The following is a 13,896-nucleotide window of genomic DNA, read 5'->3' as shown; positions in this document are numbered from 1 at the left end:
CCGTGGTGTTCTGGATCGTGCTCGCCGTCGTGGTCGTCCTGGCGCTCGCCGTGCTCGGGGTGCTCGCCCACGGCGTGCTCGGCGCCTTCGGGCGGCTGGCCCGCGAGCTGACCGCGGCCGAGGCCGACATCGCGCCGGTACGGGCCGGGCTGCAGGAGTCCGCCGACCGCGCCGGCCGGCTACGCGACGCCCGGTCGTCCGCCGGCTGAACGGCCGGCGAACTCCGTCCCGAGCGGCGGTTCCTGTGCTCGTACCGGTCGGGAAACCGGTGCCCCGCGGCGTAGCATCACCCCAGTCACCACACCTTTCGGAGGACGCGCCATGGGGTCACTCGGCCCGCTGGAAATCGGCCTGATCATCCTGGCCATCCTGTTGCTCTTCGGCTACAAGAAGCTGCCCGACGCCTCGCGCTCGCTGGGTCGTTCGCTGCGCATCTTCAAGGGCGAGATGAAGGGCATGAAGGACGACGACGTCCGCACCCGCGACGCGGCGAAGACCACACCGGTCCGCGGCGAGATCGTCGCCCCCGCGTCCTCCGCGGCGGACGAGCGAAACGCGCAGCTGCAGGAGGAGGCGCGGCAGGCCGAGGCGCGTGCGGCGGAGCTGCGGGCGCAGGCCGACCAGGCCCGTGCCGCGGCCGACGGCCCCCGCTGACCGCTTCGCACCCGGGGGTACGGCGGTGAGCGAGGCGACCCGCGGCGCGCGTCGGCGTCGGCGGCGGCCACGCGATGCCCAGGCCACCATGAGCCTGATCGCCCACCTCACCGAGCTCCGCAACCGCATCGCCAAGTCCCTGCTGGCGCTCGCGCTCACCACGGTGCTCGCGTTCTGGTGGTACGAGCACGGGCTGGGCGAGTTCATCCGTGCCCCGTACTGCGGGCTGCCGGAGGACCTGCGCTATGCCGGGGACGACGCCGGTGGCTGCGGGCTGCTCGTGACCAACGTCTTCGGCGGTGTCTTCATCCGCCTGAAGGTGGCCTTCCTCGCCGGCGTGGTCCTCGCGGCGCCGGTGTGGCTCTACCAGCTGTGGGCCTTCATCACCCCCGGCCTCAAGCGCAACGAGAAGCGCTACGGCGTCGGCTTCGTCGCCGTCTCCACGCTGCTCTTCGTGCTCGGCGCCGTGCTGGCCTACGTGTCGCTGTCCGCAGGCCTGGAGCTGCTGCTGAGCCTCGCCGGCGACGGGGTCGTGGTGGCGCTGACCGCGCAGGACTACATCGGCTTCGTCCTGTCGCTGCTGGTGGCGTTCGGGGTGAGCTTCGAGGTTCCGCTGATCGCCATCGCGCTCAACCTGGTCGGCGTCGTGAGCTACGAGGCGCTGCGGGGGAGCCGCCGCTGGATCTTCTTCCTCACCGTCGTCTTCGCCGCGTTCGTGACGCCCACGCAGGACCCGTTCACCATGCTGCTCATGGCCGGGCCGATGATCGTGCTGTTCGAGCTGGCGATCCAGACCGCCCGCCTGGTCGACCGTCGCCGGGCCCGGCGCGCGGCCGCCGAGCACTTCCACGGGCTGGACGACGACGAGGCCTCCCCGCTGGACGCCAGCCCGTCACCGCTGGAGGAGCCGGTCGAACCCTCGCCGTCGGCCCGCGGCTGACCGGCGTGGACGTCGCGGTCCTGGTCAGCCCGGCCGCCGGGCGGGGCCGCGCCCGCGCCGTGGCCCGGGCGGTCCTCGACGCCCTGCGCGAGGAGGGCCTGGCGCCCCGGGTGCTCGCCGCGACCACCCGACCCGACGCCGAGCGGCAGGCAGCGGTCGCGGTCGACGGCGGCGCCCGCGCCGTCGTCGCGATCGGGGGCGACGGCGCCGCCCACGCGGGGCTGCAGGCGGTCGCCGGCACACCCGTCCCGCTCGCCGTGGTCCCGGCCGGCACCGGCAACGACCTGGCGCTGGCCCTCGCCGTGCCGACCGATCCGGTGGCCGCCGCCCGCGCCGCCGCCGGCGACCTGCTAGCCGGCCGCGCCCGGGCGGTCGACGCCGGCCGGACCGCCGGCCGGTGGTGGGCCACCGTGCTCTGCTGCGGCTTCGACTCCGCGGTGACCGACCGCGCCAACCGGCTGCGCTGGCCACGCGGCCGCCGCCGGTACGACGTCGCCGTCCTGGCGGAGCTGGCCCGGCTGCGGCCCTACGAGGTGACGCTCACCCTGGACGGGGTGGCGCGCACCCTGCCGGCCACCATGGTCGCCGTCGGCAACACGGCCTGGTACGGGGGCGGCTTGAGGATGTGCCCGGGAGCCGACGTCGCCGACGGACTCCTCGACATCACCGTCGTGGGAGTCGTCTCCCGGCGGGAGCTGGTCCGCACCAAGCCGCGGCTGGCCGACGGCACCCATGTCCACCACCCCGCGGTGACGGTGCACCGGGCCGCCCGGGTGGAGCTGGCGTGCGCCGGCGTCAGCACCTACGCCGACGGCGAGCTGGTGGCCCCGCTGCCGGTCGTGAGCGAGTGCGTCCCCGGCGCCCTCCGCGTCGTCGGCGCCGGCCGGGCCTGAGCACCGGGTCGCTCGGCCGCGTCCCGGGGCTCGCCCCGAGCCGTCGAGGGGCGGGGAGGACGGGGTCCTTCCGCTGATCGACCCGGGCAGAGCGCCTAACGTGGGGGCATGTCCAGCCCCGCTGAGCGGTACGCAGCTGCCCGGAGGCGGACCTCCCACCCGGTCCTGGCCGAGTTCACCGCCGAGCTCGGCTTCTCCCTGGACCCGTTCCAGGTGGAGGCCTGCGAGGCGCTCGAGCGCGGCTCCGGCGTGCTGGTCTGCGCCCCGACCGGTGCCGGGAAGACCGTGGTGGGTGAGTTCGCTGTGCACAAGGCGCTCGCCGAGGGGCGCAAGGCCTTCTACACGACGCCGATCAAGGCGCTGTCGAACCAGAAGTACAACGACCTGGTCGAGCGCTACGGCGCCGACCGGGTCGGGTTGCTGACCGGCGACAACGCCGTCAACGGCGACGCCCCGGTGATCGTGATGACCACCGAGGTGCTCCGCAACATGCTCTACGCCGAGTCGCCGGCGCTGGCGGGGCTGGGCTACGTGGTCATGGACGAGGTCCACTACCTGGCCGACCGGTTCCGCGGTGCCGTGTGGGAGGAGGTGATCATCCACCTGCCGCAGTCGGTGACCCTGATCTCCCTGTCGGCGACGGTGAGCAACGCGGAGGAGTTCGCCGACTGGCTGGTCACCGTGCGCGGCGACACGGAGGTCGTGGTCAGCGAGGTCCGGCCGATCCCCCTCTGGCAGCACATGCTCGTCGGCAACCGGGTGTTCGACCTGTTCGCCCTGCGCCCCGCGGCGCACGCGGGGGAGCAGGGCGTGGAACCCCGGTCGCTGTCCACGCGCGAGCGCGGCGCCTCCGTGGTCGACCCCGAACTGGTCCGCTACGTGCGCGAGCACGAGCGTCGCATCGACAGCTGGGGTGGCTCCTCGCGCCGGGAGGGCCACCACCGACCCCGGTACCGGCCGCCCGCCCGGTCCGACGTCGTCGAACGGCTCGACCGCGCCGGCCTGCTGCCCGCGATCACGTTCGTGTTCAGCCGCAACGGGTGCGACGCCGCCGTGCACCAGTGCCTGCTCAGCGGGCTGCGCCTCACCGACGAGGCCGAGCGGGCCGAGATCGCCGCGATCATCGACGAGCGCACCGGCTCGCTGCCGGAGGAGGACCTGCACGTCCTCGGCTTCTGGGAGTGGCGCGAGGGCCTCCTCGCCGGGCTCGCCGCCCACCACGCGGGGCTGGTGCCGGCGTTCAAGGAGACCGTCGAGGAGTGCTTCGTCCGCGGCCTGGTCAAGGCCGTCTTCGCCACCGAGACCCTGGCGCTGGGCATCAACATGCCGGCGCGCACCGTCGTCCTCGAGCGGCTGGTGAAGTGGAACGGTGAGGCGCACGTCGACATCACCCCGGGGGAGTACACGCAGCTGACCGGTCGCGCCGGCCGCCGCGGCATCGACGTGGAGGGGCACGCCGTCGTCATCTGGGCGCCGGGGATGGACCCGAGCGTGGTCGCCGGGCTGGCCAGCACCCGCACCTACCCGCTCCGGTCGTCGTTCCGGCCGAGCTACAACATGGCGGTCAACCTGGTGGGTTCCTTCGGGCGGGCCCGGGCCCGCGAACTGCTGGCGAGCTCCTTCGCCCAGTTCCAGGCCGACCGCTCGGTGGTCGGCCTGGCGCGGGCGGCGGCCCGTCACGAGCGGGACGCCGCGCAGTTCGCCGCGGAGATGCGCTCCGACCGCGGTGACGTCGGGGCCTACGCGCAGTTGCGCCGGGAGATCGCCGACCGGGAGAAGGAGCTCTCCCGGGACTCGCAGGCCAAGCGCCGGATGGAGGCCGCCGATGCACTGGCCGCGCTGCGCCCGGGGGACGTCATCCGCGTGCCGACGGGCCGCCGGCAGGGGCTGGCCGTCGTCCTCGACCCGGGCATCACCGACCTGGCCGATCCACGCCCCCTGGTGCTGACCGAGGACAAGTGGGCCGGGCGGCTGGGCTCGGTGGACTTCCCGACGCCGGTGCAGGCGCTGGCCCGGGTACGGGTGCCCAAGAACTTCAACCACCGCAGCCCGCACGCCCGCCGCGACCTCGCCTCCACCCTGCGCAACGCACGGGTGGAGCACGAGCTGGGGGCGCGCCGGGTGAAGAAGGGGCGCTCGGCGGCGGCCGACGACCCGGTGCTCGCCGACCTGCGGCAGGCGCTGCGCAACCACCCGGTGCACCAGCTGCCCGACCGCGAGGAGCGGGTGCGGATGGCCGAGCGCTGGCTGCGCGCGGTGCACGAGGCGGAGTCGCTGCAGCGGAAGATGGCCGAGCGCACCGGCTCCCTCACCCGCCAGTTCGACCGCACCTGCGACGTCCTGGAGGAACTGGGCTACCTGGTGCCGGAGGTCGCGCCGCTGGTCCCGGCCGACACCGAGGTGGTCGGTGCGGTCGACGACGCGGGGGCGGAGGAGGACAGGGTGACCGACGACGGCCGCCGGCTGGCCCGCATCTGGTCGGAGTCGGACCTGCTCGCCGCCGAGTGCCTGCGGGCCGGCATCTGGCGCGGCCTGACGCCGGCCGAGCTGGCGGCCGTGGTCTCGACACTGGTCTTCGAGGCGCGGCGGGACAACCCTGCCCTCCCCGCCGTCCCGGCCGGCAAGGTCGGCGTGGCGATCGGCGAGATGCGCGCCATCCGCTCCCGGCTGCAGGACGTCGAGCTCGACCACGGCGTACCGGCCGGCCGCGACCTCGATCTCGGCTTCGCCTGGGCCGCCTACCGCTGGGCCGACGGGCAGAGCCTGGACCGGGTGCTCGCCGGCGCCGAGCAGGCCGGCACCGAGCTCTCCGGGGGTGACTTCGTCCGCTGGGCGCGGCAGCTCATCGACCTCCTGGACCAGCTCGGCAAGGTCGCCGACGACCCCGTGGCCCGAACCGCCCGGGCCGCGGTGGAGCGAGTGCGGCGGGGGGTCGTCGCCGTCGCCGTCGGCGGCTGATCAGCGGTCCGCCGCCACCGGCCCGGTGCTCGGGTGCGGCAGAATCCCCGGCGCCCGGTCGCCGACCGGACGCAGGCAGTCGGGAGCGACGATGACCCATCCGCCGCACGGCGAGCACTCCTCCGGTGATGCACCGGGCGGGGACCGTCCCGCGCCCCCGCAGCAGCCGTGGGGTCCGCCGGCCTGGCCCCACGGGCAGGCTCCGGCCGGCTACGGCCGGCCCGGGGACACGCGGCCCTACGGCGCCCCACCGTTCGGTCAGGCTCCCTACGGCCAGCCGCCGCAGCACAGGCACCCGGGCGCCGGCGGGTACGGCCCACCCCGGTACGGGCAGCCACCGCACGGGCAGCCGCAGTACGGGCAGCCGCAGTCCGGCCCGCCGGCGCAGTACGGGCCCCCGGGCGCGAGCGGTTCCGGACTGCCGCAGTACGCGCTCGCCCGGCCTCCGGCCCGCACGACGCGGACCGGGCTGCTCGTGGGGCTGCTCGTGCTGGCGGCCGTCCTCGTCGGCGGCGTCGTCCTGGCGAGCACCACCGGGCCGACGGTGCTCTCGCGCTCGGCGGTGGAGCGCGACGTCGCCGAGCAGTTCGAACAGCGCGAGGGCGTCGCCGTCGACCTGAACTGCGACCAGGAGATGCGCGTGGAGGAGGGGGCCACCTACGCGTGCACCGGCGTGACCGCCGACGACGAGGAGATCACCCTCCGGATCGAGATCACCGACGCCGAGGGCGCCCGGTACACCTGGAGCGAGCCGTGACCCGCGGCTGAGGCGTGCTCAGCCGAGCGCGTCCGCCGGCCAGCCCAGCGCGGCACCCAGGCGGCCGAGGGAGGACTGCAGGCCGTGCCGCTCGGCCAGCGCGGCCAGCGCGCCGGGGTCGGCGGGGGAGCGGGGGAGGGCGCCTTCGACCGCGGGCAGATCGATGTCCCGCGCCACGGCGACCACCACCGGGGCGGCGTCGAGGTAGTCGGCGGCCGCGTGCAGCTTCTTCAGCACGGCCGCCGTCAGCGGCGGCGCCGGGACCACCGTGCGCGCCACCGCCGCCCGGATGCCGGCCAGGTCGCCGAACTCGCCGATGAGCGCGGCGGCGGTCTTCGCGCCCACGCCGGGCACGCCGGGCAGCCCGTCGCTCGGGTCGCCGCGGAGGACGGCGAAATCGGCGTAGGCCCGGCCGGGGATGCCGTACTTCGCGGTGACGGCGGCCTCGTCGACGAACTCCAGGTCGGAGATGCCCCGCGCCGTGTACAGCACCCGCACGCCGCGGGCGTCGTCGACCAGCTGGAACAGGTCGCGGTCGCCGGTGACGACGTCGACGGGGCCGCGGGCCCGGGTGGCGAGCGTGCCGATCACGTCGTCGGCCTCGTAGCCCGGTGCGCCGACGCGGGCGATCCCAGCGGCGGCGAGCACCTCGATCAGGACCGGCACCTGCGGAGCGAGCTCGTCGGGGGTCTCCTCGCCGCCCTCTGGCGCGACCCGGTGGGCCTTGTACGAGGGCAGCGCCGCCACCCGGAACGCCGGCCGCCAGTCGTCGTCCCAGCAGGCGACCAGCCGGTCCGGCGCGTGCGCGGTGACCAGGCGCGCCGTCATGTCCAGAAAACCCCGGACGGCGTTGATCGGCCGCCCGTCCGGGGTGGTGACGTTGGTCGGGACGCCGTAGAAGGCGCGGAAGTACAGCGATGCGGCGTCCAGGAGCATGGTGGTCACGCGGCCACCCCGCCGACCTGTGCCGTCGTCCGCCCGGACTGCGCGTGCTCGTCCACGTCCGCGGACGGTAGCGGTCTGGCAACGATTGCGGGGAAGGGTGGTCCGGCGTGGCTACTCTGCGCCGGTGACAACCGTGACAGAACCGGCCGGAACAGGCCCGCTCGTGACCGTCGACCGGGTGCACGCCGCCCGGGCGATCGCCGGTGAGCTGGGCATGGACCTCCTCGTGCTCACCCCCGGCGCCGACCTCCGCTACCTGTGCGGCTACGCCGCCCACGCGATGGAGCGGCTGACCGCCCTCGCGGTGCCCCGCTCGGGCGAGGCGTTCCTCGTCGTGCCCCGCCTGGAGGCGCCCATGGTCGACGCCAGCCCGGCCGGAGCGCTCGGCCTGGAGGTGCTCGCCTGGGACGAGACCGATGACGCGTTCGCGGTGCTGGCCGGGGCGGCGACCGCCCGGCTCGGCTCCGCCCCCGCCCGGGTCGCCGTCGGGTCGCGTACGTGGGCCGAGCACGCGCTGGGTGTGCAGCGGGCACTGCCCGGGTCGGCGCTGGAGCTCGCGAGCCCGGTCGTGGACCGGCTCCGCATGGTGAAGACGCCCGCCGAGGTCGAGGAGCTGGCCCGGGCCGGCGCGGCGATCGACCGGGTGCACGCCCGCATGGGGGAGTGGCTGCGGGTCGGCCGCACCGAGGCGGAGGTCGGCGCCGACATCGCGGCGGCCATCCTGGCCGAGGGGCACGTGGGGGTGGACTTCACCATCGTCGGCTCGGGGCCCAACGGCGCCAGCCCTCACCACGAGCTCTCCGGCCGCACGGTGGAGGCCGGGGACGTCGTCGTCGTGGACATCGGCGGGGAGACGGCGACCGGCTACCGCTCCGACTGCACCAGGACCTACGTCGTCGGCGGGAGCGCACCGGCCGACGTGGCGCAGTGGTACGAGGTGCTGCACGCCGCGCAGCAGGCGGCGACCGCCGCGGTGCGCCCCGGCGTGACGGCCGAGCAGATCGACGCGGCGGCCCGCACCGTGATCGCCGACGCCGGCTGGGGCGAGTACTTCATCCACCGCACCGGGCACGGCATCGGACTGGACAGCCACGAGGCGCCCTACATCGTGGCCGGCAACCAGCTCCCGCTGGAGCCGGGCATGGCCTTCTCCGTGGAGCCGGGCATCTACCTGCCCGGTCGCCACGGCGCCCGCATCGAGGACATCGTCGTCTGCACCGACGACGGCGTCCGCGTCCTGAACAACGGTCCCCGTGAGCTCGTCGAACTCCCCGGCTGAGGCCGGGGGCGTCCCGCTGGACGTCGACCGGGCGCTGATGGCGGCGCTCGCCCGCGACGGCCGGGCCAGCTTCACCGAGCTGGCCGAGCGGGTGGGGCTGTCGGTGTCGGCCGTGCACCAGCGGGTGCGGCGGCTCGAGCAGCGCGGGCTGATCACCGGGTACCGGGCGACGCTCGACGCCACGCAGATCGGCCTGCCTCTGACGGCCTTCGTGTCGATCACCCCGACCGACGCGCAGACCGACGACGCGCCGGCCCTGCTGGCGCACCTCGACGCCATCGAGGAGTGCCACGCGGTCGCGGGGGTGGAGAGCTACATCCTCAAGGTGCGGGTGGCCTCGCCGGACGCGCTGGAGAACCTGCTCAAGGAGATCCGCGCCGCCGCGAACGTCCGCACCCGGACGACGGTGGTCCTCTCCACCCCCTACGAGGCCCGGCCACCGATCTGACCGCCGGCTGTCATGCGTCACGAGGGGGTCCCGGGCGCAGCCTTCGCTGGGCGTGGTGGTCGACCGGCCCCCCGGTGTGGCCTGACCGATGACTCTCCCGCGGTGCGCCGGTCTGTACGCCGGAGACCGACTCATGGGAGGCAGACGCCGTGCGGAGACTGAGCTTCGGCATGAACGTGAGCCTGGACGGCTACATCGCCGCGCCCGGCGACGACATCGGCTGGAGCGTGCCGAGCGACGAGCTGTTCCAGTGGTGGTCCGACCGGGTGGGGGCGACCGGCCTGGCGCTGTACGGGCGGAAACTGTGGGAGACGATGAGTTCCCACTGGCCGACCGCCGACCAGCAGCCCGGCGTCACACCGGCGGAGATCGAGTTCGCCCGCCGCTGGCGGGACATGCCGAAGGTGGTGTTCTCCTCCACGATCAGCGCGGTCGACGGCAACGCCCGCCTGGTCACCGGCGACGCGGTCGCCGAGATCACCCGGCTGAAGGCCGAGGACGGCGGCCCCATGGACATCGGCGGCGCCACACTCGCCGCAGCGGCGATGCGGGCCGGGCTGATCGACGAGTACGTGGTGGCCACCGCACCGGTCCTGGTGGGGAGCGGCACGCCGTTCTTCACGGCCCTGGACAACTGGGTGGACCTGACCCTGGTGGAGACCCGGACGTTTCCCGACGGCGTGGTCCTGACCAGGTACGAGACCAGGCGGTAGCTGTCCGACGTCGGTAGGACCGGTGGTCACCGGGCAGCCGCACCGGTCGACGTCGGGCCCCGCCACCCATCCGACAGCTGGACAGTCGTTCGAACGTGTGTTCGGATGGTGGGCATGCGGTGGGACGCGCAGCGACTCGACGTCGACGAGCCCGGGGCGCTGCCCGGCATGCCGACCATCCGTGGGCTGCTGCGCAGTGTGCAGGTGCCCGAGTTCCCCGGGCTCACCTTCCACGAGGTGCGGTCCAGGAGCGCGCTGAACCGCGTGCCGGGGGAGTCGGCGATGCCCTTCCCGTGGACCATCAACCCCTACCGCGGCTGCTCGCATTCGTGCGTGTACTGCTTCGCTCGCCGGACGCACGAATGGCTGGAGCTCGACTCGGGCCGGGACTTCGACACCCAGGTCGTGGTCAAGACCAACCTGGTCGAGGTGCTGCGGCGGGAGCTGGCCCGGCCGTCATGGCGGCGCGAGCACGTCGCCCTCGGCACGAACACCGACCCCTACCAGCGGGCCGAGGGTCGCTATCGGCTCATGCCCGGGGTGATCGAGGCGCTCGCCGCGTCCGCCACCCCCTTCTCCATCCTCACCAAGGGCACCCTGCTGCGGCGCGACATCCCCCTGCTTGCGGCCGCCGCCCGCGACGTCCCCGTGGGGTTGGGGGTCTCGATCGCCATCTGGGACGACGACCTGCACGCCGCGCTCGAGCCCGGCGTCCCCGGCCCGCGCGCCCGGCTGGAGCTGATCCGGGCGCTGGCCGACGCCGGGCTGCCCTGCGGGGTCTTCCTCGCGCCCGTGCTCCCCGGCCTCACCGACTCTCCCGCGCAGCTGGACGCCGCACTCGCTGCGATCGCCGCGGCCGGGGCGTCCGGCGTGACCGTGATCCCGCTGCACCTGCGCCCGGGCGCCCGGGAGTGGTTCATGGCCTGGCTGCGTCGCGTGCACCCCGAACTGGTTCCGCGGTACGAGCGCCTGTACGCCCGCCGGGCCTACGTGCCGGCCGAGTACCGCACGTGGCTGGCCCGGCAGGTGGCGCCGCTGCTGGCCCGGCACGGCCTGGACCGGCGGTCCGGCGGGGCGGCCCGCCAGGTCGAGGTCATGGGCGTGCCCGGCGACGAAGAGGTCGGCTTCCCCGCCGGCAGCCTGCCCTCCACGGCGCTCCCGGGGCCCGGTCCTGTCCCCGACCGGGGTGCAGCGTCGGCCCCCGCCCCCGGTGGTGCGGCTGAGCAGCTGACGCTGCTCTGAGCGCGCTCAGCCGGCCTGCCGGGACGCCCGGGCCACCGCTCGGGTGGCGCGGACCATGCCGCGGGATCCCACCGGCTGGGCGCCGGCCGCGAGCGCCAGCCGGCGGTAGGAGTCGTAGGACAGCGTCCGGTAGGCAGCGGCGAGCTCCTCGACGGCCTCGCGGCGGGACGGGGCGACGGTGGCGCGCAGGTGCCCGACCGTGGCGCGCACGTGCTTGGTGAAGGTGGCCTGCAGGGCCTGGTTGGAGAGCCTGCCACCGATGCGGGAATCCAGGCCGGGCCCCCGGCGCAGCGCCGGCAGCACCCAGGGACTGGCGGCCAGCGCCGGGAACCTCGCCCGAGCCGCCTCCCAGGCGTGCCAGGCGGTCAGCGCCCCGGGGACGGACCACTCGCCGTCGTCGGTGGTGACGTGCAGGCGGCGCGCGGTCGCCCGCACCTGGTCCCGCCGCAGCGAACGGAAGGCGCCGACCGGCGCGGGCCAGCCCAGGGCGAGCGCGCACCAGGCCACCGAGCGCAGGTGCTCGGGGTCCTCGGCGCGGATCCGGGTCAGCGGCCGGAGATCGAGCTGCGGCGGATCCGGCTCGGGGGTGGCCGGCTGCGCGAGCGCCAGACCGCCGTAGCGGGCGACCTTGCTGTAGAGCGCGACGGTGGCCGGCTTCCAGCCGCGCGCGGCGGACAGCTCGTCGAGGCCACCGGCCGCCAGCTCCTCGGGCCCGAGATCGAGCTCGAGCGCCGCGTCGGCCAGCCGGCGCCACTGGTCCTCGTACCCAAGAGGCGGTCGCAGCCTGGCCCAGGCGCGTGCCGGCGGTAGGGCAGGCATGTCGGGCAACGGCTGCTGCCAGGCACGTGGCATGCGTCCAGTCTACCGTTATCCCCAACAATCAGGACAACATTCGTTGTGCTGACTTGACGAGCAACCAGAACCGGCGCCCTTCGGGCACCGCATCACCAACGGACCACCAGGACCGGTTGGATCTGCGCCCGGCGATGTCCCTCTGGATCATGGGACCGTGCGAACGGTGGGCGTCGAGGAAGAACTGCTGGTCGTCGACCCCCACGGCGTTCCCGTTCCCCGGGCCCCGGAGGCCCTGGCGGTCGCGGCGCGCCGCGGCGAGGGCGAGGACGTCCACCAGCACGACCTCGAGAAGCGCGGAAAGGACGTCGCCGTCCCGGAGACCGCCCGCCTCGTCCCCGAGCTGAAGGCCCACCAGATGGAACTCGGCACGCCGGTGTGCACGACGCTGGCCGAGATCCGCAGCCAGCTGCGGCACTGGCGCGGCCGGGCCGACGACGCGGCCGCCGCCGTGGGTGCCCGCGTCGCCGCCCTGGCCACCTCGCCGGTCGGCGTGACGCCGGTCCCCACGGAGGGCGAGCGCTACGGGCGCCTGCTCGAGACCTTCGGGCGCACCGCTGAGGAGGTCCTCACCTGCGGCTGCCACGTGCACGTGTCGGTGGCCGACGACGAGGAAGGGGTGGCGGTGCTCAACCACATCCGCAACTGGCTGCCGGTGCTGACCGCGCTCAGCGCGAACTCGCCGTTCTGGCAGGGCCGGGACACCTCCTACGCCAGCTTCCGGTCGCAGGTGTGGCACCGATGGCCCTCGGCCGGCCCGAACGAGCCCTTCCACGACGCGGCGGACTACCACCGGCTCGTCGAGGCGGTGCTCGCCACCGGGACCGTGCTGGACGACGGGATGGTCTACTTCGACGCCCGCCTGTCGGCCACCTGGCCCACCGTCGAGGTCCGCACGGCCGACGTGCTGATGCGTGTGGAGGACGCCGTCACCCTCGCCGGGCTCGTGCGCGGCCTGGTCGAGACCGCCGCCCGGGAGGCCCGCGCCGGGGGAGCGGTACCGGAGACGCGCGCGGAGGTGCTCCGCCTGGCGTCCTGGCGCGCCTCCCGCTCCGGGCTCTCCGGTGACCTGGTGCACCCGCGAACCGGCCGGCCCGCCCTGGCCGCCGACGTGCTGGCCGATCTGCTGGACCACGTCCGGCCCGCGCTCGCCGAGGCCGGCGACGAAGCCGTGGTGAGCAGCGGTCTGGACGCCCTCCTGACCCGCGGGACGGGAGCGGACCTCCAGCGGCGCGTGCACCGCGAGACCGGCGACCTCGCCGCCGTCGTCCGGGCGGCCGTCGCCGTCACCGCGGGGGAGGAGACCCCCCGGGCGACCGCCGGCGCGAGCCGCTAGATTCCCGCCATGTACACCGCGAGCTGGCGCGACGTCGTCCGTCCGGGGCTGTTCGGCACGTCGCCCGACCCGAGGGACAAGCCCTACCGCCTGGTCATCCGACTGGCACTCGTCGTCTTCCGGCTCCTCCGGTTCCGGTTCGACGTCCGCGGCTCGCAGCACGTCCCACCCGTGGGTGGGGCGATCATCTGCAGCAACCACGTCAGCTTCTTCGACTTCACCTTCCTCGGCCTGGGCGCGCTGCCGCAGCACCGCCTCGTCCGGTTCATGGCGAAGTCGCCCGTGTTCGAGCACTGGCTCGCCGGACCGTTCATGCGGGCCATGAAGCACATCCCCGTCGACCGGAAAGCCGGCTCGACGGCGTTCGAGGCCGCCGTGCGCGCCCTCAAGGACGGCGAGGTGGTCGGCGTCTTCCCCGAGGCGACCATCAGCACGAGCTTCACGGTCAAGGACCTCAAGGCAGGCGCCGCCCGCATGGCCATCGACGCCGGTGTGCCGATCATCCCGGCGGCGGTGTGGGGCGGGCACCGGGTGGCGACCAAGAACCACAAGGTCGAGCTGCGCCGGGGCGTCCCGGTCATGGTCTTCCTGGGCGACCCGATCACCCCCGAGCCGGGGGAGCAGATCGCCGCGCTGCTGGACCGCACGCGCACCGCCATGGTGGCGCTGCTCGACGAGGCGCAGCGCAGCTACCCCGACCGGCCCGCCGGCGACGACGACCGCTGGTGGCTCCCGGCCCACCTCGGGGGCACCGCCCCCACGCCGTCGGAGGCGGCGGCCGCCGACGCGGTGCGCGCGGCGGGGCGGGGGACGACGCGCGCGAAGAAGTCCCCGGCCCGCCGGCTCACCGGGCTGCTCCGCCGCCGCTGAGCGGACAGC

General features: G+C 74.8%; 14 protein-coding genes. 12 read left to right on the top strand and 2 right to left on the bottom strand.

Annotation, left to right across the window (positions count from 1 at the left end):
• The first annotated feature begins 2 nt into the window (after positions 1 to 2).
• The 6 genes from ACI79Q_RS00170 (at position 3) to ACI79Q_RS00145 (ending at position 6,202) form a co-directional block, all read left to right on the top strand.
• Complete coding sequence (locus tag ACI79Q_RS00170; protein WP_456587857.1) at positions 3 to 209, top strand: hypothetical protein; 207 nt, start codon at positions 3 to 5, stop codon at positions 207 to 209.
• Positions 210 to 321: 112 nt separating this feature from the next.
• Complete coding sequence (tatA, locus tag ACI79Q_RS00165) at positions 322 to 654, top strand: Sec-independent protein translocase subunit TatA (RefSeq protein WP_456587856.1); 333 nt, start codon at positions 322 to 324, stop codon at positions 652 to 654.
• A gap of 88 nt (positions 655 to 742) precedes the next feature.
• Positions 743 to 1,594, top strand: coding sequence for a twin-arginine translocase subunit TatC (tatC, locus tag ACI79Q_RS00160; RefSeq protein ID WP_456587855.1), 852 nt, complete (start codon positions 743 to 745; stop codon positions 1,592 to 1,594).
• Between the two features lie 5 nt (positions 1,595 to 1,599).
• On the top strand, positions 1,600 to 2,487 hold the full coding sequence (locus ACI79Q_RS00155; RefSeq protein ID WP_456613894.1) for a diacylglycerol/lipid kinase family protein: 888 nt from the start codon (positions 1,600 to 1,602) through the stop codon (positions 2,485 to 2,487).
• A 108-nt stretch (positions 2,488 to 2,595) separates the two neighbouring features.
• A complete protein-coding gene (locus ACI79Q_RS00150; RefSeq protein WP_456595653.1) occupies positions 2,596 to 5,445 on the top strand; it encodes a DEAD/DEAH box helicase in 2,850 nt (949 codons plus the stop codon).
• A 91-nt stretch (positions 5,446 to 5,536) separates the two neighbouring features.
• Complete coding sequence (locus tag ACI79Q_RS00145) at positions 5,537 to 6,202, top strand: DUF4333 domain-containing protein (RefSeq protein ID WP_456587835.1); 666 nt, start codon at positions 5,537 to 5,539, stop codon at positions 6,200 to 6,202.
• An 18-nt stretch (positions 6,203 to 6,220) separates the two neighbouring features.
• Here the strand turns inward: ACI79Q_RS00145 and ACI79Q_RS00140 are convergent, their stop codons facing one another.
• Positions 6,221 to 7,138, bottom strand: coding sequence for a 5'-3' exonuclease (locus tag ACI79Q_RS00140; protein WP_456612283.1), 918 nt, complete (start codon positions 7,136 to 7,138; stop codon positions 6,221 to 6,223).
• A gap of 172 nt (positions 7,139 to 7,310) precedes the next feature.
• On the opposite strand from ACI79Q_RS00140, the gene ACI79Q_RS00135 reads away from it, so the two are divergent.
• From ACI79Q_RS00135 to ACI79Q_RS00120, 4 genes are all read left to right on the top strand, one after another.
• Complete coding sequence (locus tag ACI79Q_RS00135) at positions 7,311 to 8,426, top strand: M24 family metallopeptidase (protein WP_456613893.1); 1,116 nt, start codon at positions 7,311 to 7,313, stop codon at positions 8,424 to 8,426.
• The gene (locus ACI79Q_RS00130; protein WP_456587833.1) at positions 8,401 to 8,874 is read left to right on the top strand and encodes an Lrp/AsnC family transcriptional regulator; all 474 of its coding nucleotides are present in this window, start codon (positions 8,401 to 8,403) and stop codon (positions 8,872 to 8,874) included. The genes ACI79Q_RS00135 and ACI79Q_RS00130 overlap by 26 nt, the downstream gene beginning before the upstream one ends.
• A gap of 149 nt (positions 8,875 to 9,023) precedes the next feature.
• Positions 9,024 to 9,587: a dihydrofolate reductase family protein gene (locus ACI79Q_RS00125; RefSeq protein ID WP_456587832.1), complete on the top strand. Its 564-nt coding sequence runs from the start codon at positions 9,024 to 9,026 to the stop codon at positions 9,585 to 9,587.
• A 105-nt stretch (positions 9,588 to 9,692) separates the two neighbouring features.
• Positions 9,693 to 10,829 (top strand): Rv2578c family radical SAM protein, encoded by a 1,137-nt coding sequence (locus tag ACI79Q_RS00120; protein ID WP_456587831.1) that lies wholly within the window; start codon positions 9,693 to 9,695, stop codon positions 10,827 to 10,829.
• Between the two features lie 6 nt (positions 10,830 to 10,835).
• On the opposite strand, the gene ACI79Q_RS00115 is transcribed toward ACI79Q_RS00120, so the two are convergent.
• Positions 10,836 to 11,681 (bottom strand): hypothetical protein, encoded by an 846-nt coding sequence (locus tag ACI79Q_RS00115; protein WP_456613892.1) that lies wholly within the window; start codon positions 11,679 to 11,681, stop codon positions 10,836 to 10,838.
• 157 nt (positions 11,682 to 11,838) lie between these two features.
• Here ACI79Q_RS00115 and ACI79Q_RS00110 point away from each other — a divergent pair, with 157 nt between their 5' ends.
• Entirely contained in the window at positions 11,839 to 13,017 is a 1,179-nt protein-coding gene (locus ACI79Q_RS00110) for a carboxylate-amine ligase (RefSeq protein WP_456613891.1), read from the top strand.
• 9 nt (positions 13,018 to 13,026) lie between these two features.
• On the top strand, positions 13,027 to 13,887 hold the full coding sequence (locus ACI79Q_RS00105; protein ID WP_456587828.1) for a lysophospholipid acyltransferase family protein: 861 nt from the start codon (positions 13,027 to 13,029) through the stop codon (positions 13,885 to 13,887).
• The last annotated feature ends 9 nt before the right edge of the window (positions 13,888 to 13,896 follow it).

The sequence above is a fragment of the Blastococcus sp. SYSU DS0828 genome, assembly GCF_054050975.1.
Note: the sequence above shows the minus strand (reverse complement) of the source record. Positions and strands in the feature narration are given on the sequence as shown.

Excerpts from the sequence above, each read along its gene's own strand:
- tatA (WP_456587856.1), top strand. The coding sequence starts at position 322 with ATGGGGTCACTCGGCCCGCTGGAAATCGGCCTGATCATCCTGGCCATC.
- tatC (WP_456587855.1), top strand. The coding sequence starts at position 743 with ATGAGCCTGATCGCCCACCTCACCGAGCTCCGCAACCGCATCGCCAAG.
- ACI79Q_RS00150 (WP_456595653.1), top strand. The coding sequence starts at position 2,596 with ATGTCCAGCCCCGCTGAGCGGTACGCAGCTGCCCGGAGGCGGACCTCC.
- ACI79Q_RS00145 (WP_456587835.1), top strand. The coding sequence starts at position 5,537 with ATGACCCATCCGCCGCACGGCGAGCACTCCTCCGGTGATGCACCGGGC.
- ACI79Q_RS00140 (WP_456612283.1), bottom strand. The coding sequence starts at position 7,138 with ATGCTCCTGGACGCCGCATCGCTGTACTTCCGCGCCTTCTACGGCGTC.
- ACI79Q_RS00120 (WP_456587831.1), top strand. The coding sequence starts at position 9,693 with ATGGTGGGCATGCGGTGGGACGCGCAGCGACTCGACGTCGACGAGCCC.
- ACI79Q_RS00115 (WP_456613892.1), bottom strand. The coding sequence starts at position 11,681 with ATGCCACGTGCCTGGCAGCAGCCGTTGCCCGACATGCCTGCCCTACCG.
- ACI79Q_RS00105 (WP_456587828.1), top strand. The coding sequence starts at position 13,027 with ATGTACACCGCGAGCTGGCGCGACGTCGTCCGTCCGGGGCTGTTCGGC.